At 63.0% G+C, this 25,246-nt stretch carries 27 protein-coding genes; 18 read left to right on the top strand and 9 right to left on the bottom strand.

The annotated features are described in order from the left end of the window. The first annotated feature begins 73 nt into the window (after nucleotides 1-73). Nucleotides 74-928, top strand: a complete 855-nt coding sequence (locus H4I97_RS08390) for an urea carboxylase-associated family protein (RefSeq protein WP_182307434.1) — start codon at nucleotides 74-76, stop codon at nucleotides 926-928. A gap of 168 nt (nucleotides 929-1,096) precedes the next feature. Here the strand turns inward: H4I97_RS08390 and H4I97_RS08385 are convergent, their stop codons facing one another. Genes H4I97_RS08385 through H4I97_RS08370 form a run of 4 tightly spaced genes read right to left on the bottom strand, consistent with a single transcriptional unit; the run spans nucleotide 1,097 to nucleotide 3,981 of the window. Further along, entirely contained in the window at nucleotides 1,097-1,522 is a 426-nt protein-coding gene (locus tag H4I97_RS08385; protein ID WP_182307433.1) for an HIT family protein, read from the bottom strand. Nucleotides 1,523-1,581: 59 nt separating this feature from the next. Beyond that, nucleotides 1,582-2,775, bottom strand: coding sequence for a GNAT family N-acetyltransferase (locus H4I97_RS08380; protein ID WP_182307432.1), 1,194 nt, complete (start codon nucleotides 2,773-2,775; stop codon nucleotides 1,582-1,584). Nucleotides 2,776-2,785: 10 nt separating this feature from the next. Next, entirely contained in the window at nucleotides 2,786-3,517 is a 732-nt protein-coding gene (locus H4I97_RS08375) for a glycerophosphodiester phosphodiesterase (protein ID WP_182307431.1), read from the bottom strand. Next, the gene (locus H4I97_RS08370) at nucleotides 3,514-3,981 is read right to left on the bottom strand and encodes a RidA family protein (RefSeq protein WP_182307430.1); all 468 of its coding nucleotides are present in this window, start codon (nucleotides 3,979-3,981) and stop codon (nucleotides 3,514-3,516) included. The genes H4I97_RS08375 and H4I97_RS08370 overlap by 4 nt, the downstream gene beginning before the upstream one ends. 120 nt (nucleotides 3,982-4,101) lie before the next feature. Between H4I97_RS08370 and H4I97_RS08365 the strand changes: the two genes are divergently transcribed. From H4I97_RS08365 to lpxB, 14 genes are all read left to right on the top strand, one after another. Then, nucleotides 4,102-4,926, top strand: coding sequence for a cell envelope integrity EipB family protein (locus H4I97_RS08365; RefSeq protein WP_182307429.1), 825 nt, complete (start codon nucleotides 4,102-4,104; stop codon nucleotides 4,924-4,926). A 199-nt stretch (nucleotides 4,927-5,125) separates the two neighbouring features. Next, nucleotides 5,126-5,893 carry a 30S ribosomal protein S2 gene (gene rpsB, locus H4I97_RS08360; RefSeq protein ID WP_112689767.1) on the top strand — a complete coding sequence of 256 codons (768 nt, stop codon included), beginning with the start codon at nucleotides 5,126-5,128 and terminating at the stop codon, nucleotides 5,891-5,893. 261 nt (nucleotides 5,894-6,154) lie between these two features. Further along, on the top strand, nucleotides 6,155-7,081 hold the full coding sequence (gene tsf, locus H4I97_RS08355; protein WP_182307428.1) for a translation elongation factor Ts: 927 nt from the start codon (nucleotides 6,155-6,157) through the stop codon (nucleotides 7,079-7,081). A 95-nt stretch (nucleotides 7,082-7,176) separates the two neighbouring features. Then, nucleotides 7,177-7,899, top strand: a complete 723-nt coding sequence (gene pyrH / locus H4I97_RS08350) for a UMP kinase (protein WP_182307427.1) — start codon at nucleotides 7,177-7,179, stop codon at nucleotides 7,897-7,899. Nucleotides 7,900-7,957: 58 nt separating this feature from the next. Then, the gene (frr, locus tag H4I97_RS08345; RefSeq protein WP_182307426.1) at nucleotides 7,958-8,518 is read left to right on the top strand and encodes a ribosome recycling factor; all 561 of its coding nucleotides are present in this window, start codon (nucleotides 7,958-7,960) and stop codon (nucleotides 8,516-8,518) included. A gap of 47 nt (nucleotides 8,519-8,565) precedes the next feature. Next, nucleotides 8,566-9,309 carry an isoprenyl transferase gene (locus H4I97_RS08340; protein WP_182307425.1) on the top strand — a complete coding sequence of 248 codons (744 nt, stop codon included), beginning with the start codon at nucleotides 8,566-8,568 and terminating at the stop codon, nucleotides 9,307-9,309. Between the two features lie 2 nt (nucleotides 9,310-9,311). Beyond that, nucleotides 9,312-10,145: a phosphatidate cytidylyltransferase gene (locus H4I97_RS08335; RefSeq protein WP_182307424.1), complete on the top strand. Its 834-nt coding sequence runs from the start codon at nucleotides 9,312-9,314 to the stop codon at nucleotides 10,143-10,145. 24 nt (nucleotides 10,146-10,169) lie between these two features. Then, entirely contained in the window at nucleotides 10,170-11,300 is a 1,131-nt protein-coding gene (gene rseP / locus H4I97_RS08330; protein WP_182307423.1) for an RIP metalloprotease RseP, read from the top strand. A gap of 194 nt (nucleotides 11,301-11,494) precedes the next feature. After that, nucleotides 11,495-13,825 (top strand): outer membrane protein assembly factor BamA, encoded by a 2,331-nt coding sequence (gene bamA / locus H4I97_RS08325; RefSeq protein WP_182307422.1) that lies wholly within the window; start codon nucleotides 11,495-11,497, stop codon nucleotides 13,823-13,825. 50 nt (nucleotides 13,826-13,875) lie between these two features. Continuing rightward, complete coding sequence (gene lpxD, locus H4I97_RS08320; protein ID WP_182307421.1) at nucleotides 13,876-14,940, top strand: UDP-3-O-(3-hydroxymyristoyl)glucosamine N-acyltransferase; 1,065 nt, start codon at nucleotides 13,876-13,878, stop codon at nucleotides 14,938-14,940. Beyond that, the gene (gene fabZ / locus H4I97_RS08315) at nucleotides 14,933-15,400 is read left to right on the top strand and encodes a 3-hydroxyacyl-ACP dehydratase FabZ (protein WP_182307420.1); all 468 of its coding nucleotides are present in this window, start codon (nucleotides 14,933-14,935) and stop codon (nucleotides 15,398-15,400) included. Before lpxD ends, fabZ begins: the two co-directional genes overlap by 8 nt. Continuing rightward, a complete protein-coding gene (gene lpxA, locus H4I97_RS08310; RefSeq protein ID WP_182307419.1) occupies nucleotides 15,397-16,212 on the top strand; it encodes an acyl-ACP--UDP-N-acetylglucosamine O-acyltransferase in 816 nt (271 codons plus the stop codon). The genes fabZ and lpxA overlap by 4 nt, the downstream gene beginning before the upstream one ends. Before the next feature lie 5 nt (nucleotides 16,213-16,217). Further along, a complete protein-coding gene (locus H4I97_RS08305; RefSeq protein ID WP_182307418.1) occupies nucleotides 16,218-17,096 on the top strand; it encodes an LpxI family protein in 879 nt (292 codons plus the stop codon). Continuing rightward, on the top strand, nucleotides 17,093-18,277 hold the full coding sequence (gene lpxB / locus H4I97_RS08300; RefSeq protein ID WP_182307417.1) for a lipid-A-disaccharide synthase: 1,185 nt from the start codon (nucleotides 17,093-17,095) through the stop codon (nucleotides 18,275-18,277). Before H4I97_RS08305 ends, lpxB begins: the two co-directional genes overlap by 4 nt. Nucleotides 18,278-18,304: 27 nt before the next feature. Here lpxB and H4I97_RS08295 read toward each other — a convergent pair whose 3' ends face one another. Together H4I97_RS08295 and znuA are read right to left on the bottom strand one after the other, a co-directional pair. Next, complete coding sequence (locus tag H4I97_RS08295) at nucleotides 18,305-19,504, bottom strand: GTP-binding protein (protein WP_182307416.1); 1,200 nt, start codon at nucleotides 19,502-19,504, stop codon at nucleotides 18,305-18,307. Nucleotides 19,505-19,595: 91 nt separating this feature from the next. Then, a complete protein-coding gene (gene znuA / locus H4I97_RS08290; RefSeq protein WP_182307415.1) occupies nucleotides 19,596-20,561 on the bottom strand; it encodes a zinc ABC transporter substrate-binding protein ZnuA in 966 nt (321 codons plus the stop codon). A gap of 103 nt (nucleotides 20,562-20,664) precedes the next feature. Here znuA and H4I97_RS08285 point away from each other — a divergent pair, with 103 nt between their 5' ends. The 3 genes from H4I97_RS08285 to H4I97_RS08275 are packed head-to-tail and all read left to right on the top strand — an operon-like array spanning nucleotide 20,665 to nucleotide 22,801. Further along, nucleotides 20,665-21,591 (top strand): ATP-binding cassette domain-containing protein, encoded by a 927-nt coding sequence (locus H4I97_RS08285; RefSeq protein ID WP_182307414.1) that lies wholly within the window; start codon nucleotides 20,665-20,667, stop codon nucleotides 21,589-21,591. Next, nucleotides 21,584-22,393 (top strand): zinc ABC transporter permease subunit ZnuB, encoded by an 810-nt coding sequence (znuB, locus tag H4I97_RS08280; RefSeq protein ID WP_182307413.1) that lies wholly within the window; start codon nucleotides 21,584-21,586, stop codon nucleotides 22,391-22,393. The genes H4I97_RS08285 and znuB overlap by 8 nt, the downstream gene beginning before the upstream one ends. Nucleotides 22,394-22,405: 12 nt before the next feature. Further along, entirely contained in the window at nucleotides 22,406-22,801 is a 396-nt protein-coding gene (locus H4I97_RS08275; protein WP_182307412.1) for a Fur family transcriptional regulator, read from the top strand. 21 nt (nucleotides 22,802-22,822) lie between these two features. Here the strand turns inward: H4I97_RS08275 and H4I97_RS08270 are convergent, their stop codons facing one another. The 3 genes from H4I97_RS08270 to H4I97_RS08260 are packed head-to-tail and all read right to left on the bottom strand — an operon-like array spanning nucleotide 22,823 to nucleotide 25,191. Beyond that, complete coding sequence (locus H4I97_RS08270; protein ID WP_182307411.1) at nucleotides 22,823-23,350, bottom strand: gamma carbonic anhydrase family protein; 528 nt, start codon at nucleotides 23,348-23,350, stop codon at nucleotides 22,823-22,825. A 41-nt stretch (nucleotides 23,351-23,391) separates the two neighbouring features. Continuing rightward, entirely contained in the window at nucleotides 23,392-23,661 is a 270-nt protein-coding gene (locus H4I97_RS08265) for a hypothetical protein (protein WP_182307410.1), read from the bottom strand. Nucleotides 23,662-23,712: 51 nt separating this feature from the next. Then, on the bottom strand, nucleotides 23,713-25,191 hold the full coding sequence (locus H4I97_RS08260; RefSeq protein ID WP_182307585.1) for a D-alanyl-D-alanine carboxypeptidase: 1,479 nt from the start codon (nucleotides 25,189-25,191) through the stop codon (nucleotides 23,713-23,715). Between the last annotated feature and the right edge of the window lie 55 nt (nucleotides 25,192-25,246).

The following is a 25,246-nucleotide window of genomic DNA, read 5'->3' as shown; positions in this document are numbered from 1 at the left end:
GCCGTATTGCCAGCGACCTTGCGGCCGTGCAGTGTCCATGCCGATATTCGTCCAAGAGAGCGCAGGATCGTTCATGACCGCCAAGTCCACCGTCAAGGCCCCCGCCGATGCCGCCGAGCGTCGCGCCCGTCGCCCCGTCGTCGTCTACCCTAACGGAACCTTGCAGGCTCCGAACATAGCACAACTCGAAGAAGCCCGCGCAACACTTGAAAAGATCGACGAAATCGTCGTCCCGCCGCGCGAAGGCGGAGCGTTCGAAGTGCCGAAGGGGCATTTCTTCCGTGTCGTCAGCATCGAGGGACCGCAGGTCGGTGACCTCAACCTCTGGAACGCGGCGGACCTCTCCGAACGCTTCTTCAGCGGTAAGACGCGGGCGCTGCACGCGACCCATGTTTCGGTCGGCGACCGGCTCTGGAGTTCGCTGCCGCATCTGCGGCCGATGGCGACGATCACCCACGATACGCTCGCCTGGTACGGCTGGGACGACGACGGGGCGGGCCTGCACGACGTCATCGGCACGCGCTGCGATCCCTATACCAACAGGCTGCTTTCCGGTGGCGACTATCACCACTGCTGCCATTCGAACCTGACGCGCGCGCTCGCCGGAGCGAAGCACCTCGGCTTCCGCGAGGCCGAGCCGCATGTCCACGACGTGCTCAACGTCTTCATGTGCACCGGCTTTACCAGCGACACGCACCAGTATTTCATGAAGGCGAGCCCGGTCAGTCCCGGCGACTACATCGAGTTCTTCGCCGAAATCGACCTCATCGGCGCGCTCTCTGCCTGCCCGGGCGGCGATTGCAGCGCCACCCATTCGAGCGACGCTGCCGCGTGCTATCCGCTGAAGGTCGAGATATTCCGGCCGGACATGGAGCTTTTGAAAGATTGGCCGTTCCCCGAGAGGAACGGCTATCGCAATCCGGAATAGGGGGCGGACACTTCGGCGGCCGGCCGAATCGACACCTCCCCCTTGAGGGGGAGGTCGCGCGGACGCGCGGGTGGGGGTGAAGTTGCGTGCCAAGGGTGATCTTGACGTTGAAAGGTCACCCCACCCGGAGCTGCGCTCCGACCCTCCTCCTCAAGGGGAGGGTGGCGCTTACAGCGCCGCCTTGATCTTCTCCGCGTGGGCCTTCAGCACCTCGATATCCTCCATCTGGCCGGAATGCGGCCGGAGCGACACGCCCTCGTAACGGGGAATGACATGGAAATGCAGGTGAAAGACCGTCTGACCGGCAGTGAGCTCGTTGAACTGGGTGACGAGAATGCCGTCGGCGTCGAGCGCCTCCTTGGCGGCGACGGCCAGCTTCTGGACGACCGGCATCGTGCGGGCGAGGACTGCGGGATCGGCGTCGAGCAGATTGCGCGATCCTTCTTTCGGGATGACGAGAAGATGGCCCGGCGATTGCGGCATCACGTCCATGAAGGCGAGCGTGTGATCGTCCTCGTAGAGACGGACCGAGGGAATCTCGTTGCGCAGGATCTTGGCGAAGATGTTGTTCGGGTCGTAGGCCGGGCTGGTCATCTCTGTCTCCTCGTTTTGCTGCGTACCTAACGCGACCGAGGCGACCGATCAAGCGTCCGTCAGTCGTCGCGACACTGGCGCTCGCCCTTCCTGAAGGGGGTGTGTTCGCCGAGATACTCGCCGATCTGTTCGACTTCCCGGCGCTCGTGTTCGAGATAGTCGGCGACCGCGCGCCTGAGGCCGGGATGGGCGATGAAGTGGGCGGAGTGGGTGGTCACCGGCTGGTACCCGCGGGCGAGCTTGTGCTCTCCCTGCGCGCCGGCCTCGACTTTCCTGAGGCCCTTCTCGATGGCGAAGTCGATCGCCTGATGATAGCAAACCTCGAAATGCAGGAACGGATGCTCCTCGATGCAGCCCCAGTGGCGGCCGAAGAGCGTGTCGCCGCCGATGAAGTTGATCGCACCGGCGACGTAATGGCCCTCGCGCTTGGCCATCACCAGCAGGATGTCGTCGGCCATCCGTTCTCCGATCAGCGAGTAGAAGTCCCGTGTGAGATAGGGACGCCCCCACTTGCGGCTGCCGGTGTCCATGTAGAAGGCGAAGAACTGGTCCCAGACGGACTCGGTGAGATCGGAGCCGGTGAGCCAGTCGATCGTGATGCCATTTTCGAGCGCCGCACGCCGCTCCTTCTTCAGCGCCTTGCGCTTACGCGAGGCAAGCGTGTCGAGGAAATCGTCGTGATCCCTGTAGCCGGCGTTCAGGAAATGGAACTGCTGATCGGTCCGGTGAAGGTAGTCCTGTCCCTCGAAGGCGCCGAGCTCGTGTTCCGGCAGAAAGGTGACGTGGGCAGAGGAGACGCCGAGTTTCTCGGTGACTTGGCGCAGGCCTGCGGCGAGCAGCGCGCGGATCTCGGCCTGGTGTCGGCCTTGCGCCACCATCAGTCGCGGCCCCGTCGCCGGGGTGAACGGAATGGCGGCCTGCAGCTTGGGATAATAGCGCCCGCCGGCGCGCTGGTAGACATCGGCCCAGCCGTGATCGAAGACGTATTCGCCGCGGCTGTGGCTCTTGAGATAGCAGGGGACGGCGCCGATCAGGGTTCCGGCGGCGTCCGCCAGCAGCAGATGATGGCCGAGCCAGCCGGTTTCGGCGGCCGCCGATCCCGACGCTTCGAGTGCGGAGAGGTATCCATGCGCGTTGAAGGGGTTGTAAGCCCCGCCGGCCTCGTCGCGGCTAGCCCCCTCAAGCGTGGCCCAGAGATCGGGCGGGATCGCTGTAAAGGACTGTTCGATCCGGATGGATACCTGTTGCGTCATGCTGCTCCCGTCAGGCGGTCGCGACCGTTTCCCTGGGGTCGAACCCCTCGAAGGTCATCTGCTCCGCATATTTATAGGTATGCTGCCGCATGATTTCATCCCTGACCGTCCAGGTAATGACCGGAATGCCGCGTTCGCGCTGGGCGGTGACGAAGCTGTTCGGAAGATGCGCCGCACAGTAGGAGATGAAATCGAGCCCGAACTGCATCGCTTCGTCATGCACGAAGAAGGTTTCCGGCTTGGCGCCTTCTGCCGTCAGGCCGACGGGGTAGGGGCAGTCGAGCGCCTTCAGGTCCTTCAGCAGCCAGTGGTCGAAGCTCATCAGCGCGACCTTGCCTTCGTAGCCTTCGAGCACGTCGAGCACGGTCACGGCAAAGCCGTCATCTTCCTCGGCGCTGGTGCCCTTGAGTTCGATCACCAGCGGAACGCGGCCCTTGACGAGCGCCAGCATCTGCCGGAGCGTCGGAATGTGATCGGAGGTGCCTCCGACCGACAGCAGGCCGAGCTCGGACGCCGTGCGCTCGCGCACCTCGCCGGCAATGCCGCAAAGCCGCTGCAGGTCATGGTCGTGGAAGACGACGGGGACGCTGTCGGCCGACAGTTGCACGTCGCATTCGATCGCGAAGCCGGCGTCGATCGCCCGCTGGAAGGCCGAAAGGGTGTTTTCCCAGACGGCCTTGTTCATGTCGTGGAAGCCGCGATGGGCGACCGGCAGGTCCTTGATCCAGCTCGCGTCGGTCACTGGCCGATCTCCAGGATCGCGTCGATCTCGACGGCGGCATTCAGCGGCAGGGCGGCCATGCCGACGGCGGCGCGGGCGTGCTTGCCGGCGTCTCCGAGAACATTGGCGATGAGGTTGGAGGCGCCGTTGATCACGAGATGCTGCTCGGTGAAGCCGGGCGCCGAAGCGACGAACCCGTTGAGCTTGATGACGCGGGCGATACGGCCGAGATCGCCGATCGCGGCTTTCGCCTGTGCGAGGATGTTGATGGCACAGAGTTCCGCGGCCCGCTGCGCAGCCGCGAGATCGACGTCGCCGCCGACGAGGCCGGTCACGGCGATCTTGCCGTCCTCCATGGGAAGCTGGCCGGAAAGGTAAAGCAGGTTGCCGCTGATGACGTACGGAACATAGTTCGCAGCCGGTGCGGCGGCGACCGGCAGGCGGATACCCATGGCTTCCAGACGATTGTCGATTGTCTCGGACATTCTAGTTTCCCGGTTTTGTTGTAAACATCGAAAAAGAATCTTGCATTACACGAAGGCGTGCCTCGCTTTCGCCGGGACAGTTCTTATATCATCCCCGGCCAGTCCAACAGGAGGTTTTGAATGTTTCGCTCGAGCTATGCGGTTGCCGCTCTAGCCACCCTCGGAGCCGCCGGTTGGGCGGCGAGCGGGGCGGAAGCTGCCGCCGGGCGTTTGGCGCCCCACAGGGCCGTCTACGACGTCGAGTTGAAGGAAGCCTCCGAACGGGCCGGCATCGAGGCAATACGCGGCCGCATGGTCTATGAGTTCGACGGGTCGGAGTGCAAGGGTTACACGACCAACTTCCGCTTCGTGACGCGAATCGACACAGGCGAACAGGTGCGGGTAACCGACCAGCAGAGCCGCACCTTCGAGGATATCGCCAAAGGCAGGTTCCGCTTCGAAACGAAGTCCTTCACCGACGACCAGCTCGACAAGGACGTGAAGGGCAGGGCTGCGGACGAGAACGGCCGGGTCAAGATCGAGATCGACGGTCCGGCCAAGCGTGCGGTGGAACTTGCTGACAGCCGCTTCCCGGCCGAACACATGCTGGAGGTCATCGACAGGGCGAGGAAGGGCGAGACCTTTTTCGAGGCGCGCATCTTCGACGGCTCGGAGGACGGCGACCGCAGCTACCTGACGACGACGATCGTCGGCCATGCGACCGAACCGGGCAGGGACGAACCGGACGCCGGAAAGGCCGGCGCAATGGCCCGGGCGAAGTACTGGCCGGTCTCGATCGCCTACTACGACGACAAGACGGCCGGAGACCAGTTGCCGGTCTATACCCAGTCCTTCAAGCTCTACGAGAATGGCGTCACCCGCGACCTCACCCTCGACTACGGCGACTTCACGCTGAGCGGTCATCTCTCGAAATTGGAGATGCTCGAGGACCGCGGCTGCAAGTAGTCCTGCCCATAGCGGTTCGTCGAAACGGTCTTTGCCGACAAAAGCCTTGATTTCCTGACGAACTCGCTATATGGCGAGCGGCATTCCACACGTAAGGCATGGGATTGTCCGGGAGAAATCCGGACGTTTCCGCCGGTGGCATTCTCGAAGAGGGTGCTGTTCGCCTTGCGGAGGTTCAACCGGAAAAGGAGAAAAAGGCATGGCATTGCCTGATTTCAGCATGCGCCAGCTTCTGGAAGCTGGTGTTCACTTCGGCCACCAGACCCACCGCTGGAACCCGAAGATGAAGCCGTACATCTTCGGCGATCGTAACAACATCCACATCATCGACCTCGCGCAGACCGTGCCGATGCTTTCGCGCGCCCTGCAGGTCGTTTCCGACACCGTTGCTCGCGGCGGTCGCGTGCTGTTCGTCGGCACGAAGCGTCAGGCCTCCGACCTGATCGCCGACAGCGCAAAGCGTTCGGCCCAGTACTACGTCAACTCCCGCTGGCTCGGCGGCATGCTGACCAACTGGAAGACCATTTCGAACTCGATCGCGCGCCTGCGCAAGCTCGACGAGATCCTCGCTTCGGAAGCCCAGGGCTATTCGAAGAAGGAACGCCTCAACCTCGAGCGCGAACGCGAAAAGCTGAACAAGGCTCTCGGCGGTATCCGCGATATGGGCGGCACCCCGGACCTGATGTTCATCATCGACACCAACAAGGAAAAGATCGCAATCGATGAAGCCAAGCGCCTGGGTATCCCGGTCGTCGCTATCATCGACTCGAACTGCGATCCGGACCAGATCGACTACGCGATCCCCGGCAACGACGACGCCTCGCGCGCCATCGCTCTCTACTGCGACCTGATCGCCCGCGCGGCCATCGACGGTATCGCACGTCAGCAGGGTGCCTCCGGTCGTGACATCGGCGCTTCCGCCGAAGCTCCGATCGAGCCGGCGCTCGAAGACGAAGCCGGCGCCTGACGATGGCGAGCGGCGGAGCCTTTTTGGTTGTCGCCGCGTTTTCCTGACGGGACGGGGCCGCTCTCAGCAATGCTGGTGGCGGCCTGTTCCTTTGCAGCGCGGACGTTTCGAACTCGCCGCCGCGATAGTCACCAGAGTTTATTATCGTGATGGCACCGCTTCATCACGTTGTCATACTTCCGGGTACAGTTCGTGCCCCAAACAGGGCGCCTTCCGTCGTTTCGGGGCGGGCGCACCGCTTGAACCGACAAGAGGCAAACAATGACCGAGATCACTGCTGCAATGGTGAAGGAACTGCGCGAAAAGAGCGGCGCAGGCATGATGGATTGCAAGAAGGCCCTCGCCGAGAACAACGGCGACATGGAAGCCGCCATCGACTGGCTGCGCGCCAAGGGCATCGCGAAGGCTGACAAGAAGTCCGGCCGCACCGCAGCGGAAGGTCTCATCGGCATCGCCAGCGCCGGCACCAAGGCCGTCGTCGTCGAATTGAACTCCGAGACCGACTTCGTCGCCCGTAACGACGCCTTCCAGGACCTCGTTCGTGGCATTGCCGGCGTTGCACTTTCGACCGACGGTTCGGTTGACGCGATTGCCGCCGCCGCCTACCCGGCAACCGGCAAGTCCGTCGCCGAAAGCCTGAAGGACGCGATCGCCACCATCGGCGAAAATATGACGCTGCGTCGCGCGACCCTGCTTTCCGTCGAAGACGGCGTTGTCTCCACCTACGTCCACAACGCCGTTGCCGACGGTCTCGGCAAGCTCGGCGTGCTGGTCGCGCTGAAGTCCACCGGCAACAAGGATGCGCTGAACGCCATCGGTCGCCAGGTCGCCATGCACATCGCCGCCACCAACCCGCTCGCGATCCGTGCCGAGGAAGTCGACGCCGCCGTCGCCGAACGCGAACGCAACGTCTTCATCGAGCAGTCCCGCGCTTCCGGCAAGCCGGACAACATCATCGAGAAGATGGTCGAAGGCCGCATGCGCAAGTTCTTCGAAGAAGTCGCGCTGCTGTCCCAGGCCTTCGTCATCAATCCCGACCTGACCGTCGGCGCTGCGATCAAGGAAGCCGAGAAGGAAGTCGGCGCGCCTATCGAAGTCACCGGCATGGCTCGCCTGCTGCTCGGCGAAGGCGTCGAGAAGGAAGCCTCCGACTTCGCCGCCGAAGTCGCAGCCGCTGCCAAGGGCTGATCCGCCCTTTCGTCCTTCATTGGGAAAAACATGGGCATCGCGTGACAACGCGATGCCCTTCGTGTATCCGGCATCTAGTCATTCAAGGAGCGATCATGCCTTCCGCACCTCTCTATAAACGCGTTCTTCTGAAAGCCTCCGGCGAAGCCCTGATGGGTAGCCAGGGTTTCGGTATCGATGTGGCGGTGGCGGACCGTATCGCCTCCGATATCGCCGAAGCGCGGGCCATGGGTGTGGAGGTCGGCGTCGTGGTTGGCGGCGGAAACATCTTCCGCGGCGTCGCTGTGGCCTCCAAGGGGGGCGACCGGGTGACCGGCGACCACATGGGCATGCTCGCGACCGTGATCAACGCTCTGGCGCTGGCAACCTCGCTCCGCAAACTCGACATCGACACGGTAGTGCTTTCGGCCATCGCCATGCCCGAAATCTGCGAGAGCTTTTCGCAGCGCGCGACGCTCTACCACCTTTCGCTCGGCCGCGTGGTCATCTTCGCGGGCGGCACCGGCAATCCCTTCTTCACGACCGATTCGGCTGCCGCGCTCCGTGCCGCCGAAATGGGCGCCGAGGCGATCTTCAAGGGAACCCAGGTGGACGGCATCTATTCGGCCGATCCGAAGAAGGATCCGTCGGCCACCCGCTTCGAAACGCTGACCCATGACGAGGTTCTCCAGAAGGGCCTTGCGGTAATGGACGTCGCCGCCGTCGCGCTGGCACGCGAAAACCACATTCCGATCATCGTCTTCTCCATCCACGAAAAGGGCGGGTTCCGTGACATTCTCGCCGGCGGCGGCAGGAAGACGGTCGTTTCCGATACCTGAAAACGCCGGGGCATTCCTTCTCCAGGCTGCCGGCCATATCGACTACAGGAGTATGATCATGACTGCAGAGGTTGATCTCAACGATCTGAAGCGCCGGATGGAAGGCGCAATCAACGCTTTCAAGCACGACATTGCGTCGCTGCGCACCGGACGCGCTTCGTCCAACCTGCTTGATCCGGTCCAGGTGGAAGCCTACGGCTCGCGGGTACCGCTCAATCAGGTCGCGAACATCACCGTCCCGGAGCCGCGCATGCTCGGCGTTTCCATCTGGGACAAGTCGATGGTGGGGGCCGTCGACCGGGCGATCCGCGAATCGAATCTCGGCCTCAATCCGATCATCGACGGCCAGAACCTCCGTATTCCGCTGCCGGAACTGAACGAGGAGCGCCGCAAGTCGCTGGTGAAGATCGCCCACGACTACGCCGAGAAGGCGAAGGTCGCCGTGCGCCACGTGCGTCGCGACGGTATGGACGGCCTTAAAAAGGCCGAGAAGGACGGCGTTATCGGTCAGGACGAGAGCCGCGCGCAGTCGGACAGAGTGCAAAAGATGACCGACGATACTATTTCTGAGGTCGACCGCTTGCTCGTGGAGAAGGAAAAGGAAATCATGCAGGTCTGAGGGCGCGCCGTCCCTGTCGTCCTGCCGAACGGAGAACCGGATCGAACATGTCCACATCCGAGAACCGCGCTACCCCGCAGCACGTTGCGATCATCATGGATGGCAACGGTCGCTGGGCGAACGCGCGCGGTCTGCCGCGGGCGGTCGGGCACCGCAAGGGGGTCGAAGCGGTCCGTGAGGTCGTGCAGGCAGCCGCCGATGCGGACGTCAAATATCTGACGCTCTTCGCCTTTTCCTCGGAGAACTGGCGGCGTCCACAGGCTGAGGTCAACGACCTCTTCGGCCTTCTGAAGACCTTCGTGCAGCGCGACCTTGCCGAACTTCACCGCAAGGGCGTGCGCATCCGGGTGATCGGCGACCGCGTGCACCTGCGCGACGACATCCGCCTGCTCCTGCTCGAGGCTGAAGAGACGACGCGTGCCAATCGTGCGCTGACCTTGATCATCGCCTTCAACTACGGCTCGCGGGACGAGATCGCACGAGCTTGCGCGGGCATCGCCGCGGACGTCCAGGCAGGCCGTCTGCAGCCGTCGGATGTCGACGCGCAGATGATCAACGACAGGCTCGACACCGCCGGCATTCCGGATCCGGATCTCGTTATCCGCACCAGCGGCGAGGAGCGGCTCTCCAATTTCCTGCTGTGGCAGGCGGCCTATGCTGAACTTATGTTCGTGCCGGAATACTGGCCTGATTTCACACGCGAAATCTTCTTTTCGGCACTCGATCGCTATTCGGCACGTGACCGGCGATTTGGCGGGCTCTCGGCCACGCCCGTGGCGGTGAGCTCGTAACGATGACCCGTGAACTCCGTCTTCGCATTTATTCGGCGATCGTCCTTGCCGCGATCGTGCTGGCCGCGACCTGGGTCGGCGGCCTTGCCTTTCGCGCCGTCGCCTCTGTGATCGGTCTGCTCGTCTATTACGAATGGTCGATGATAACGCGGCTCGCCGAAAAGAGCGTGCGAGGCAACGCATGGGGATGGTTCTCTATTCTCGCGGTCACGGCAACATTGTTGCTGACCTCCGGAGAAATGGCGGTTCCGCTCTTCGCCGGGCTCGTGTTGACGGCGGCGCTGCCGGCAATCGCCGGCCGATGGAGCTGGTGGCAGCCCGGAGGCGTCCTCTACGCCGGCTTGAGCGCGATTTCGCTGTCGGCGATCCGCGGCGAGGATTCGCCAGGCTTCGTTGCGATGCTCTTCGTCTTTGCCGTCGTCTGGGGCACTGATATTCTCGCCTATTTCGTCGGCCGCGCCTTCGGCGGGCCGAAACTGGCGCCGAGAATATCGCCCGGTAAGACCTGGTCCGGTGCTATCGGTGGTACGATAGCAGGGGTTGCCGGTGGCGTTGCCGTCGTGCTTACCTATTTCCAGGGTATCGCGCTGTGGGTGCCGGCCGTAGCCTTCGCCCTCTCTGTATCGAGCCAGATCGGCGACCTTTTCGAATCCTTCATAAAGCGTCGCTTCGGCGTGAAGGATTCCGGACGGATCATTCCGGGACACGGCGGAGTCATGGACCGCGTGGACGGACTTGTTTTTGCCTGTTTTTCGGCTTTCCTTCTGGCTGTCGGCTATTCGGCGGTCACCGGCGCCGGAATAGACTCGCTCGGCGGCTTCCTGCTCGGCCTCTGACGCAAACCATCAAAGGGAGCGGAAATGGATCAGATCACGGCATTTTTTGGATTTCTCACGGGCTACATCCTGCCCTATGTGATCATCCTGTCCCTGCTCGTCTTCGTGCATGAAATGGGGCACTATCTCGCCGGGCGCTGGTCCGGCATCCGCATTCTCGCCTTTTCCGTCGGCTTCGGCCCCGAGCTGGTTGGCTATACCGACAAGCACGGAACGCGCTGGAAGATTTCCGCCATCCCGCTCGGCGGCTATGTCCGGTTCTTCGGCGATGCCGATGCGGCAAGCCGTCCGGGCGGAGAGCTGGACGGTCTCACTCCGGCGGAGCGGGAACAGACGCTTGCCGGTGCCCGGCTGTGGAAGCGCGCGATCACCGTCGCCGCCGGACCGATCGCCAATTTCATACTCGCGATCGTGATCTTCGCGGCAATCTTCGGAGCCTATGGCAAGCCGGTCGCCGATCCGGTGGTTGCCGAGGTGAAGGCGGAGAGTGCTGCGGAGGCCGCGGGTGTCAAGCCGGGGGACCTGCTGGTGGCGCTGGACGGTTCCAAGGTAGAGACGTTCGACGACGTCGTTCGCTACATCACCATGCGGCCGGAAATCCCGGTTGTCGTGACCGTAAAGCGTGACGGGAGCCTGCTGGATCTCGAAATGGTGCCTCGCCGGACGGTGACGACCGATCGCTTCGGCAACACGATGGAAGTGGGCCAGATCGGCATCGTCACCAACAAGGACAGCGGCAATTTCCGCATCGAGCCGCTGTCGCCGGTGCAGGCCGTGGGAGAAGGTTTCCGCCAGACCTGGCATATCGTTACCGGAACCGTCGATTATATTGGAAACATGTTCGCAGGACGGATGAATGCCGACCAGCTCGGCGGGCCGGTCCGGGTGGTGCAGGCGTCCGGCCAGATGGCCACACTCGGCGTTCTGGCTCTGCTCAATCTTGCGGCCGTGTTGTCGGTTTCGCTTGGACTATTGAATTTGATGCCAGTTCCGGTCCTTGACGGAGGCCATCTGGTGCTCTACGCGCTTGAGGCCCTGCGCGGGAAACCGGTCGGGGCGGCGGCCCAGGAAATTGCGTTCCGGATCGGGTTGGCGATGATCCTTTCACTGATGGTTTTCGCGACGTGGAACGACATCAGCCGGCTGATCGGATGAGGGCCTCCTTGAAAGGTGCGATACGATTTGTTTACGATGATTCAAACTCGTAGTGGCGATTGGGTCACGGATACAAACGAAGTAAATAGAAATTAACGTCCACACTTGCTTGTAGGGTAAAACCCGTTAAAACCACTCACGGGCCGGAGTCGGCATACGGCTGCGGGACATTGGGAAGAAGGTTGGAAATACACATGAAGGCTGGTTCAAAGTTTTTGAACGCAGTATCGGCGGTCGCGTTGTCTGCTGGTGTTGTTTCATCTGGCGCAGGTGTCGCCTTTCTCGCATCGGCGGTTGTTGCCGAAGCGGCGGTCATTCAGCGTATCGATGTCCGTGGTGCCCAGCGTGTCGGTGTCGAAGCTGTGCGTTCCAACATCACCATCAGACCGGGCAAGAGCTTCTCGAATGCGGATATCGACGAGTCCGTGAAGCGTCTTTATGAGACCGGATTCTTCTCCGACGTGCGGATTTCCGTCTCCGGCGGCACGCTTGTGGTTTCCGTCGTGGAAAACAAGCTGGTCAATCAGGTCGTCTTCAACGGCAACCGCAAAATCAAGGACGACAAGCTGCAGACGGTCGTGCAGACGCAGTCGCTCGGCCCTTACAGCGAAAGCCTCATCACCGCCGATATCCAGCGCATCAAGGAAGCCTATTCCGCGATCGGCCGCAGCGATGTCGAAGTGACGACCCAGGTCGCCGAAGTGGGCGAGGGGCGCGTCAATCTTGCCTTCGTGATCAATGAAGGTGAGCGCACCAAGATTTCGCAGATCAACTTCGTCGGCAATCAGGCCTACAGCGACGGTCGCCTTGCTTCGGTCATCCAGACGAAGCGCTCGAACATGCTGTCGTTCCTGACCCGTCGCGACGTTTACAACGAGGACAAGCTGCGCGCCGACGAAGAGGCGCTGCGCCAGTTCTACTACAATCACGGCTATGCCGACTTCCGCGTCGTTTCCTCCGATGTGTCCCTGAACGAGGCCGGCAACGAGTACACGATTACGCTGACCGTCGATGAAGGCGAGCGCTACAAGTTCGGCGACATCAACGTCGAATCGACCGTCGAAGGCGTCGATGGCGAAGAACTGAAGCGCTACGTCGAGTCGCGTGCCGGCGACACCTACAGCGCCAAGGATGTTCAGAAGTCGATGGAGGCGATCTCCCGTCGCGTCTCGTCGGAAGGGTATCCGTTTGCGCGCGTCGTCCCGCGCGGCGACCGCAATTTCGAAAACAATACGATCGGCGTCACCTATCTCGTCGATCAGGGCGAGCGCGCCTACGTCGAACGCGTCGAGATTCGCGGCAACACCCGTACGCGTGACTACGTCATCCGTCGCGAGTTCGACATCAGTGAAGGCGACGCCTTCAACCAGGAAACCATTTCGGCTGCCAAGCGCCGTCTTGAAGCGCTCGGTTACTTTACGACGGTCAATATCTCGACTGCGCCGGGCAGTGCTCCGGACCGTGTCGTCGTCGTCGTGGAAGTCGAGGATCAGCCGACCGGTTCGTTCGGTATCGGCGCCGGCTACTCCGTCGGTGGTGACGGCTTCGTGCTCGAAGCTTCGATCGAAGAGAAGAACTTCCTCGGTCGCGGCCAGTTCATCCGCCTGGCGGCCGGTGGCGGCTTCCAGAATGCCCGTAGCTACAACTTCTCATTCACCGAGCCGTATTTCCTCGGTTACCGCCTCGCAGCCGGCTTCGATCTCTTCAAGAACTCGACCAGCAGCAATGACAACTATGATTACGATGAGCAGGGCGGTACCGTTCGTGTGACGGCGCCGATCACTGAAGATCTGGCGACGACGCTGAAGTATACCTACAAGAAGATCGACTACAGCGCGAGCGCTTCGGAATACGCAGCGCTTTCGGCTCCCTATCAGGATTTGGTGGACGGCAGCCCGTGGAAGCAGTCGATCATCGGCAATACCTGGGTCTACAACACGCTGGACGACCGCATCATCGCGCGCGAAGGCATGTACCTGAACGTCACGCAGGAATATGCCGGCCTCGGTGGCGATTCCGACTTCTACAAGATCTACGGACGCTTCCGTTATTTCCACAGTCTGTCCGACGAGATGGACATCATCGGTTCGGTCTCGCTCGGTGGTGGCCACGTGGTCTCGACCGATGGATCGCTCAAGGTCTTCGACCAGTTCATGATCGGCGGCAAGGACCTGCGTGGCTTCGAAAGCAGCGGTATCGGCCCGCGTATGGCAAACGGCGATGCGCTCGGCGGTACGACGTACTTTACGGCTTCGGCTGAAGCGAGCTTCCCGATGCCGGGCATTCCGCAGGACTTCAACCTGCGCGGTGCGGTCTTTGCCGATGCCGGTACGCTCTACGGCAACGACGTTGCCAATAGCGCAGGTGCCGTCGGAACGGACCTGTCGTGGCGCGCGTCCGTCGGTGCCGGTATCGTCTGGGTATCGCCGTTCGGGCCATTGCGGTTCGATTACGCCGTGCCGGTCGTCAAGGAAGACTTCGACAAGGTTCAGAACTTCCGCTTCAGCATGGCGAACCAGTTCTGAGTTGAGTGCTCCCGGACTGCAGGCAGTAATACGTTCTGGGGCTATGGCTTATGGAGCATGAGTATTTTTTCCCGCCCCATGACGGCATAAGCCTGGCTTCATTGGCTGCGCAGATCGGGGCGGAACTCGAAGACGAGAATCACGCAGATCGACTGATCCACTCCGTTTCGCCCGTGTACCGGGCGAAACGGGGCCAGATCTGTTACATCCTGTCGCGCAAGAACCGCGATGAGTTGCAGACCTGCGAGGCCTCAGCGATCCTGTGCGACAAGGCGCTGCGCTCTCTCGTTCCCGATCATGTCCCCGTCCTTCTGACGAAGACACCGCACACGGCCTTCGCAATGGCGGGCGCGATCCTGCATCCGAAGGCGATGCGGCCTCTTACGACGGCCGGGACGTCGGAAGGCGTCTCACCGGCCGCGTTCGTCGATCCGACGGCAAGACTAGAGCCGGGTGTCGTCGTCGAGCCGATGGCGGTGATCGGCGCCCATGTTGAGATCGGCAGCGGGACGCGGATCGGTGCCGGCGCGGTGATCGGCGAGCACGTGCGTATCGGGCGCGAGTGTTCGATCGCCTCCGGTGCGTCTATTCTCGCGGCGCTGATCGGCAACAACGTCATCATCCACAACGGTGCCCGCATTGGGCAGGATGGCTTCGGCTATGCGCCGGGTCCGCGCGGGATGCTGAAGATCGTCCAAGTCGGACGGGTCATCATTCAGGATCACGTCGAAATCGGCGCGAACACGACGATCGACCGAGGCACGATGGACGACACGGTCATCGGCGAGGGCACCAAGATCGACAATCTGGTGCAGATCGGCCACAACGTCCAGATAGGGCGCCATTGCGGCATCGTGAGCCAGGTCGGTATAGCCGGCAGCACGAAGATCGGCGACGGCGTGATGATCGGTGGTGCCTGCGGCGTCAATGGGCACATTACGATTGGAGACGGCGCCCAGATCGCGGCGATGAGCGGCGTCCTCTCGGACGTCCCGCCCGGCGAACGCTACGGGGGCGTGCCGGCTCGGCCGCTCAAGGATTATTTGCGCGACGTGGCGGCCATGCTCGGTCAATCCGACAGCCGCGCGAAGGAGAAAGGGGGCAAGAATGGTTGAAGACTTGAAGCCGACGCTAGGGTCGGCGGATATCCTCGAGATCATGAAACTTTTGCCCCATCGGTATCCGTTCCTGCTCGTGGACCGGATCATCGAGATCGACGGCGACAATTCCGCGATCGGCATCAAGAACGTCACCGCAAACGAGCCGCATTTCACCGGCCATTTTCCCGATGCTCCGATCATGCCGGGCGTGTTGCTGGTCGAGGGCATGGCCCAGACGGCGGGTGCGATCTGCGCACGCAAGCAGGGCGAGGGCGGTAATCTCGTCTACTTCATGACGATCGACAACGCGCGCTTCCGTAAGCCTGTCGTTCCCGGTGACCGCGTCGAGTTCCACGTCGTGAAACAGAAGCAGCGCGGCAACATCTGGAAGTTCCATTGCGAGGCCAAGGTCGACGGCGCGCTTGCAGCGGAGGCCGATATCGGCGCCATGATCATGCGCAAGGACGATAAATGAGCGGCATCGCAGCAAGCGCCGTCATCCATCCGCTCGCCGTCGTCGAGGACGGCGCGGTCATCGGCGAAAACGTGAAGATCGGGCCGTTCTGCCATGTCGGCCCGAAGGTTGCGCTCGGCGACGGATGCGAGTTGCTTTCGCACGTTTCGGTGACGGGGCTTACGACGATCGGCCGCAACGCACGCATCTTTCCGTGCGCCGTCATCGGCGGCGAGCCGCAGAGCATTCATCACGAAGGCGAGGAGACCACGCTTTCGATCGGCGACAACTGCACGATGCGTGAAGGCGTGACGATGAATGCCGGCACGGTCGGCGGCGGCGGCAAGACCGTGGTCGGCAGTAACAACCTCTTCCTCGCCAACTCGCATGTCGCCCACGACTGCAAGCTCGGCGATCACATCATCCTGTCGAACAACGTCATGCTGGCGGGCCACGTCACGGTCGAGGACCGGGCGATCCTCGGCGGCGGTTCGGCCGTGCACCAGTTCACCCGCGTTGGCCGTCACGCCTTCATCGGCGGACTGTCGGCGGTTAGCTACGACGTCATCCCCTACGGCATGCTGAACGGCAACCCGGGCGTGCTCGGCGGCCTGAACGTCGTCGGCATGACGCGCGCCGGTGTCGAGCGCGCGGTCATCCACCGTGTTCGTCGCGCTTTCAAGCAGATCTTCGAAGGTGAGGGTTCTGCGCGCACCAATGCTGCGGCCATTCGCGAGGAATATCTCGATTGTCCGCAGGTGATCGAGATCCTGGATTTCATCGCCGCCGAGAGTGACCGGGCGCTTTCCTCGCCCTTCCGTGGAAAGAACTGACGGCGATGTCAGCCCCTGCCGGAAAGGATGACGGTCGGCTGGCGATCGTCGCCGGCAGCGGCATGCTTCCGCATTTCGTAGCGGAAGCCGCCCGCGAGGCGGGCGAGGATCCCTTCATCTTCCGGCTCAGTAACGAATCCGACCAGGTATGGGACGGTTTCGACAGCGCAGTGATCGGCGTTGGCGACATGGCCGGGCTTTCCCGCCTCGTGAAAGCGAAGGGTATCGGCCGCGTGGTGCTTTCCGGTGGCGTCAAGCGCCGCCCGGCCTTTCGAGACATCCACGTCAACCTGCGCTCGCTGATGAAGCTGCCGATGGCAGTGAAGACCTTGCTTGCGGGCGGCGACGATGCTGTCTTGAAGATGGTCATCGCGTTGATCGAGGCGCAGGGCTGCAAGGTGCTCGGCGCCCACGAAATTGCTCCTGATCTGCTGGCCGAAACCGGGCCGCTCGGCAGCATCAAGCCGTCGAGCGACGACATGCGCGACATCGCCCGGGCCGCCGAGGCTGCGGAGGCGCTCGGACGGCTCGATGTGGGGCAGGGCGCCGTCAGCGTCGGCGGCCGCATCGTGGCGCTTGAGGGAGTTGAGGGGACGGACGCTATGCTGGCACGCGTCGCCCGGCTTCGCGCTGAGGGCCGCATATCGAGCTACCGCAAGGGCGTGCTTGTGAAACTCTGCAAGCCGCAGCAGGATATCCGGGCCGACCTGCCGACAATCGGTCGATCGACGGTCGAGAACGCCGTGAAGGCCGGACTTGCGGGCATCGCCGTTGAGGCGGGCCGTGCGCTCGTGATCGAGCGGGCGGCGGTGCTGGAGGCCGCAGACGCGGCCGGAATCTTCGTCTGCGGGATCGATCTTGGTCTGCCGGGAGAGCTGATGTGAGCGCAAAGCCCCTCAAGATCGCCGTCATCGCGGGGGAGGTTTCGGGCGATCTCCTGGGCGGCGATCTCGTGGCAGCGCTCAAGACGCGGTATCCGGGGCCGGTGAACCTGGTCGGTGTCGGGGGAGAGGCGTTGCAGGGGCAGGGGCTCACCTCGCTCTTCGACTTCTCCGAACTGTCGGTGATGGGGCTGACTCAGGTGCTCGCGCGGCTGCCACGCTTCATCAGGCTCATCTCGTGGACGGCCGAGGCGATCATCGCCGAAAAGCCCGACCTGCTCCTGATCGTCGACAGCCCTGATTTCACCCATCGCGTGGCGAAGAAGGTCCGCAAGGCTCTGCCCGATCTGCCGGTCGTGGATTATGTCTGCCCGAGCGTGTGGGCCTGGAAGGAATACCGGGCCCGCGACATGCTCGCCTACGTCGACCGTGTGCTTGCCATCCTGCCCTTCGAACCCGGGGTGATGGAGCGGCTCGGTGGCCCGGACACCCGCTTCGTCGGTCACCGGTTGACGGCCTATCCGAAGCTCGTCGAGACCCGCGCCGCCCGCATCGCCAGAGGCACTCCTGTCGAAGGCGCGAGGCGGACGGTTCTCCTCTTGCCGGGATCGCGCAAGGCCGAGGTCACGACACTCCTTCCGATCTTCGGCGAAGTCGTGCGGGAGTTCGTCGAGCGCAACGGCCCGGCCCGTCTTCTGCTGCCGGCTGTCCCGAAGCAGGTGGAACGGATCCGCGCAATCACCGATACGTGGGCCGTGAAGCCGGAGATCCTTCTCGGGGAGGTGGAGAAGTGGCGGGCCTTCGAAGCGGCCGATGTCGCGCTGGCGGCGTCCGGCACGGTGATCCTGGAGCTCGGGCTCGCCGGCATACCGACCGTCTCCGCCTACAAGGCGGACTGGTTGATCACGCTCATGAGGAACCGTATCAAGGTCTGGTCCGCGGCCCTGCCGAACATCATCGCCGACTATCCTGTCGTCCCGGAATACCTGAACGATGCGGTGCGGCCCGGTCCGCTCGTCCGCTGGCTGGAGCGGCTTTCCTCCGACACCCTCGAGCGCAAGGCCATGCTTGCAGGCTTCGATGAAGTCTGGATGAGGATGAAGACCGAGACCGCGCCGGGCGAGGCCGCCGCAGAGATCGTTCTCGATCTTCTGCGGCAGAAGGGCGTCGTCTCGTCTCTCTGAGCCGGGCGTGCAGGGTGACGCGCGCCTCTAGGCACGCGTCGTCCAGGAGGCGAAGGGATCGGGCAGGTTGCGCCACGCCTCCGGCGTGAAACCTTCTGCAGGAACGAGGCAGTCGTCGAGCTCGGCGCGGATATTCTCCTCGCGCATCGGATCGCATCCGATGAAGACGAGCTCCTGCCGGCGGTCGCCCCAGACGGGATCGAGGAAGGGCGTCATTGCGCGCAGAAACTCCGGATCGTCCGGCCACTGCGCGCGCGGCACCGACGCCCACCAGAGCCCCATCCGGCCGGTGCGGACGAGCGGTCCGGCCTGACTGAGTTCGCCCACATGGTGCGGCCGGGTTGCGAGCCAGAAGAAGCCCTTGGCGCGAATGACCCCGGGCCACGGGCTGTCGAGAAAAGCCTGAAACCGGACCGGATCAAAGGGCGCGCGTGCCTTGTAGACGAAGGAACAGATGCCGTATTCCTCGGTCTCCGGCACATGGTCTCTGAAGCCGTGCAACTCCTTGAACCAGAGTGGATGCGTCTCCGCCCGGGTGAAGTCGAAGAGCCCGGTTCCAAGGATGTCGCCCGGCGCCACCGCTCCGAAGTCTGCCTCGATGATCCTGGCATCGGCGTTGAGGCCGGTGATGATCTTGCGTGCGGTATCGCGGTCCTGTTCACTCGCAAGCGAGACCTTGTTCAACACGACCACATCGGCGAATTCGATCTGTTCCACCAGCAGGTCGACGATCGTGCGATTATCCTCCGGGCCGGCCGCTTCGCCACGCTCGACGAGGAAGTCGGAGGAGCTATAGTCACGCAGGAGGTTCGCTGCATCGACGACGGTGACCATGGTGTCGAGCCGGGCGATGTCGGAGAGGCTCCTGCCGTCCTCGTCACGAAACTCGAAGGTAGCCGCGATCGGCAACGGCTCGGCGATGCCGGTCGCCTCAATCAGCAGGTAGTCGAAGCGGCCCTGCGCGGCGAGATCGCGCACCTCCTTTAACAGGTCGCCGCGCAGCGTGCAGCAGATGCAGCCGTTGCTCATTTCCACGAGCTGTTCGTCGGTACGCGACAGGGCGCCGCCGCCGTCCCGCACCAGCGCGGCATCAATGTTGATCTCGCTCATGTCGTTGACGATGACGGCAACCCTGAGGCCGCTGCGGTTCCGCAGCACATGATTGAGCAGGGTCGTCTTGCCGGCGCCGAGGAAGCCGGAGAGAACGGTGACGGGGAGCTTGTTCATAGAATGTCCTACCTGTAAAAATGTAATACTATAACAAGTTGAGAGCCAAAGAAGGCGGATGTCGCCATCCGCCCTCGTCTGGTTCAACGGATTACTTGGAAAGGCACTCGGTGAGCGAGGCTGCCATCGCGCGCAGGAGGCCGCCATAGAGAGCTGGGCCTTCGGTGAGTGCCCCGCCTTCCGGATCGAGGACACCGGATCTTGCGGCGGTGCCTTCGGTGACGACGTTCAGCAGTTTCGGCTCGAACTGCGGTTCCGCGAAGACGCAGGCCGCACCGAGTTCGCCGATCTTGGCGTGTATTGCCGAAAGGCGCTCGGCCCCCGGCATCGTTTCGGGGCTGACCGTGACGGAGCCGGCCACGCGGACATGATAGCGGTTTTCGAAATACTGGTAGGCGTCATGGAAGACGATGAAGGGCTTGTCCTTGATCGGTTCGACGGTGGCGGCAATTTCCTTGTCGAGCGCGTCGAGCAGTTTGTCGAGCGTTTCGGTATTCTTCCGGTAGATGTCGGCGTTCGCGGGGTCGGCCGCAACGAGGGTATCGCTGATCTGCTTGGCCATCGCCTTGGCGTTCATCGGATCGAGCCACAGGTGCATGTCAATGCCGCCATGCTCGTGGTCGTCGTGGTGTTCGGCCTCGCCGCCCGCCTCGGCCGCGTGGTCCTCATGGTCGCCGTCGTCATGGGCTTCGAAGGGGCCGCCCTCGCGAAAGGGAAGTTTGATGAGTTCGGGTGTTTCGCTCAGGGCGACGACCCTGGCGTCGCCGGGCAGTGCTTCGAGCGGCTTGTCGAGAAAGGCTTCGAAATCGTGTCCGATCCAGAAGACGACGTCGGCATCCTCGAGCTTCTGCGCGTCCGATGGCTTCAACGAGTAGGTATGCGGCGAAGCGGCGCCGCTCACAATAAGCGAGGGCCCTCCCGCGCCTTGCATGATCGAGGCGACCAGCGAATGGATCGGCTTGACCGAGGCGACGACCCGGACCTCGGCTGCGGCGAGGGACGGCATGACGAGCAGCGCGGCGGCCGATGCTGCCGCGCGGATGAGGCTTTGATTCATTTCGTGACTCCAGCTTGCGAACGGTATGTAATGTTATTACATCAATTGCGTAATGCTATAACGTGTGTCATAGCCGTTCGCAACAGCAAAACGTCGGGTCACCATGCTTCATTCTGCCAAACCGGGCGGCAAGCCGCTCGTCAGTCTTTCCGGCGCCGGAGTCCGCCGTAACGGTCGCTGGCTCGTCCGCGGCGTCGATTTCGCCGTTCACCGCGGCGAGATCGTGACGCTGATCGGGCCGAACGGATCGGGAAAATCGACCAGCGCCAAGATGGCGATCGGTGTCCTGCGGCCTGACGAGGGGCAGGCGGCGCGAGAGACCGGCCTGACCGTCGGCTATGTTCCGCAGAAGCTCGCCGTCGACTGGACCATGCCGCTCACCGTACGTCGACTGATGACGCTGACGAGCAGGCTTTCCGAACGGGATATCCTCGAAGCGCTGGATGCCGTCGGCATCGCCCATCTTGCGGGTGCCGAGGTCCAGCACCTATCGGGAGGTGAGTTCCAGCGCGCCCTGCTGGCAAGGGCGATCGCCCGCAAGCCCGACCTGCTGGTCCTCGACGAACCGCTCCAGGGGGTGGATTTCGCCGGAGAGATCGCGCTCTACGACCTCATAACCTCCATCCGCAACCGCACCGGATGCGGCATCCTGCTGGTCTCGCACGACCTGCATGTCGTCATGGCGGAGACGGACACGGTCATTTGCCTCAACGGGCATGTCTGCTGCCGCGGCACGCCGGCCCATGTCAGCCAGAGCCCGGAATATATGCGTCTCTTCGGGGCAAGAGCGGCCGGTACGCTCGCCGTCTATCGTCACGAACACGACCATACCCATTTGCCGGACGGGCGGGTACTCCATGCCGACGGTTCGGTGACGGAACACTGTTATCCCGGCGACGGTCATCACGGCCACGCGGGACACGATCATCATGATCACGGTCATGACCACGATCATGGTGGCGCCCATCAGCATGAGGCTGCCAGCGGCCCGGCACACGGCGAAGAGAGAAGGGGCGGCCGCCATGCTTGACGACTTCTTCACCCGCGCGCTGATCGCCGGCATTGGTCTTGCACTGACCGCCGGGCCGCTCGGCTGCTTCGTCGTCTGGCGCCGAATGGCCTATTTCGGTGACACGATGGCGCATTCCGCGCTGCTCGGTGTCGCCCTGTCACTGCTCTTCTCGGTGAACCTGATGGCGAGCGTCTTCGCAGTGGCCGTCACAGTCTCGCTGGTCCTTCTTCTCCTGCAGCGGCGTCAGGCGCTTTCGGCCGACGCGCTTCTCGGCATACTGAGCCACGCGACGCTCGCGGTCGGGCTCGTCATGGTCGCCTTCATGTCCTGGGTCCGCTTCGATCTCATCGCCTTCCTCTTTGGCGACATTCTCGCGGTCACGCCCACCGATATCGCCGTCATCTGGGGCGGCGGCGCGGTCGTGCTGGCTCTCGTCGTCTGGCTCTGGCGGCCGCTGCTTGCGGCGACCGTCAATCCCGAGGTTGCGGAAGCTGAAGGAATGAATCCCGAGCGGTCGCGGCTCGCCTTCATGCTGTTGATGGCGCTGGTGATCGCGATTGCGATGAAGATCGTCGGCATCATGCTGATCACGTCACTGCTGATCATTCCGGCTGCCGCCGCACGCCGCTTTTCGTCGACGCCGGAGATCATGGCCGTGCTCGCCTCGCTGATCGGCGCGCTTGCCGTCGCCGGCGGCCTGTTCGGATCGTTGACCTATGACACGCCGTCCGGACCGTCGATCGTTGTTGCCGCGACTATCTTGTTCCTCGCAAGCCTGCTGCCGTTCAGGCTGCGGGCCGGCGAAACCGCAGGCCGCTGAGCGGAGGAGAGCATGACGACACCGCAACTGACACGCAACCAGTCTCTCGTTTTCGACACGCTCATGAAATCGGAAGGGCCGATGTCGGCCTATACGATCCTCGACCGGCTGCGCGACCACGGATTTCGTGCACCGCTGCAGGTCTATCGCGCGCTCGAGAAGCTGGTGGAGTTCGGGCTGGTTCACCGCCTGGAGAGCATCAACGCCTTCGTTGCCTGCTCCCACCCGGCGCAGGACTGCTGCCGCCACGGCACTGTGGCATTCGCGATCTGCAACAGCTGCGGCGGCGTCACCGAGTTTCACGACCACTCGATCGACCATCGGCTCTCCGAATGGGCCAAGGGACAACAGTTCAAGGCGGAGAAGACGACCATCGAGATCCGCGGTCTCTGCCGCCAGTGTAGCTGAGGGTAGGCGACAAGTGCCCCTTCAGAGCGGCCGCAGCTCGCGAGCAAACCGCTGCCAGTTGCGGATGTAGTTCTCCGCCGAGAGCCTGAGGCCCGCGGAGGCCCGCTCGTCGAGCGTGCGAACGATCCGCGCCGGCGAGCCGACGATCAGCGAATTGTCGGGGAATTCCTTTCCCTCGGTCACCAGCGCGTTGGCACCGATCAGGCAGTTGTTGCCGATCCTGGCACCGTTGAGCACCGTCGCCCCCATGCCGATCAGCGAATTGTCGCCGATCGTGCAGCCGTGGATGATCGCGTGGTGGCCGATCGTGCAGCCCTTACCGATCCGCACGGGAAAACCCGGATCGACGTGCACCATTGCGCCTTCCTGGATATTGGTCCCGTCGCCGATCATGATCGGCTCGTTGTCCCCGCGCAGTACCGACCCGAACCAGATGCCGACATCAAGCCCGAGCTCGACCTGCCCGATCACATGGGCATCCGGTGCAACCCAGAACCGGTCTTGGGTCGGCGTCTTCGGGACGAAATTTCCTAGCGCGTAAAGGGGCATCGCGGGTCTCCGTTGTACCGGCCGTGGTCGATTGCGTCGGGTCAGCGGAGCCTCAGCACCACCGGCGCCCGGCCTCCGGGTGCGCAGACATGCAGGTGGATATTGGTCTCGGGCTGCGAATAGCGCCAGGCGCGCGCGCCGTGGCAGAGCAGCAGACCGATCAGGTCCTTGGTCATCGACCGTTTCCGGCCGAGCCCGAGGTCGGCAATCCGCATTGCCGCCTCATGAAGCGGATGAAGTGCTGGACGATACGGCCTTCTCGTCTCTCCGCCATGGGGAAAGAGGCCGAAGCGGTTCTCGTTCGATGCCATGTCTGCTACCTCGTACTCACTACATTTCGAGGTGGCCGACGGACCTCCTGCTTACTGCAGGGAAGCCCAGCAGCCAAATCCTTTGCTCTTCAGCGCCTTGCAGGCGTTGACAGCCGTCTTCTGGTCGGCGAACCCGCCGAAGCGCGCACGGTGGACCTGTTCGGAACCGCTGCTGTAGGCGACGGTAAAGGGGGAGGCGGAACGCAATACCTTGCCGCCTTTGTCCTGCGCCTTGCGCAGAAGTTCCATTGCCAGCTTCTTGTCGGCGGCAGCGCCGACTTGAATAACCCATCCCGACGGTATCTTCGGAGTGGAAGCGGTGACGGTGTTGTCGATCTCTTCGGCGGCGGGCGCAGGCGCCGCCACCGGCTCAAGAGACGCCTGCTCGTTGGTGATGCGTGCCGTCTTCAGGCTCGATTCGGGCATGTAGGCAGGGGCAGGCGCCGGCACAGGGAGACTTGCGGCCGGCGGAGCGGCGACAGGGGCGGTGACCGCTTCGAGAGCAGGACTTGTGCCGCCCGTGCTTGCGTATGCGGTCTGCATGCCGGCTGGCTGGTAACGGATTTCCGGAAGCGGGCCACGCGAGGGAAGATCGACAGCGGCTGCGGACGCGGATGCAATGGCCGCCGAAGGCGCTGCCGGAACAGCCGCTTCCGGAGCGATCGTCGACTCGCTGCGAGCGACGACAAAGTCGCCATTGCCGGACCGCGACGCTTTCGGAAGATAGCGAAGCACCAGCTGCTTCATCGTCTCGTTGCGCTTGCCCCCGGAGGAGGAGCCCATGACGACGCCGACGATCGAGTGGCCGTCAGCCTGTGCGGACGTCACCAAGTTGAAACCGGCTGCGCGGGTATAACCGGTCTTGATGCCATCCACACCGCGCACGGCTCCGAGCAGGCGATTATGATTGCCGATGACCTGTTTGCCGAACTTGAAGCTGCGGGTCGAAAAATACCCGTAATACTGCGGAAAATGCTGACGCAGGGCGATACCGAGGCGTGCCTGGTCGCGCGCCGTGGTCATCTGGGCCGTGTTCGGCAGACCGTTGGCATTGCGATAGGTCGTCTTGCTCATGCCGAGGCTACGGGCCTTTGCGGTCATCATCTTGGCAAAACGTGTCTCCGAGCCGCCGAGATACTCGCCGAGCGCGGTTGCGATATCGTTGGCGGAACGGGTGACGAGCGCAAGGATCGCCTGCTCGACAGTCACAGAGCGCCCGGCGCCGACACCGAGCTTGGACGGCGGTTCCGCAGCGGCATTGGCAGAGACGGGAACGCGGCTGCTGAGGCTGATCTTGCCCGATTCGAGCGCCTCGAACGTCAGGTAAAGCGTCATCATCTTGGTGAGCGAGGCCGGATAGCGCAGGCTGTCGGCGTTCTCGCTGTAGAGGACCTTGCCTGTCTTCGCGTCGACGACGATCCCAGCATAGGTGGGAGCCGCGCTCGCTGGCGCCGAAGAGGCAAATGACAGTGCCGCGACCGCCATGACCACCAGAGCCACCTTGCGCACCGACGCCGAGAAGATGGACATCAAGTCGAGGGAATTCTTGATATTTTTCACCGCGAAACTCTTCGTATGCTGACCA

Source organism: Ciceribacter thiooxidans, from assembly GCF_014126615.1.
Classification (GTDB): Bacteria; Pseudomonadota; Alphaproteobacteria; order Rhizobiales; family Rhizobiaceae; genus Allorhizobium; species Allorhizobium thiooxidans.
This window is presented reverse-complemented; position numbering and strand designations above follow the sequence as displayed.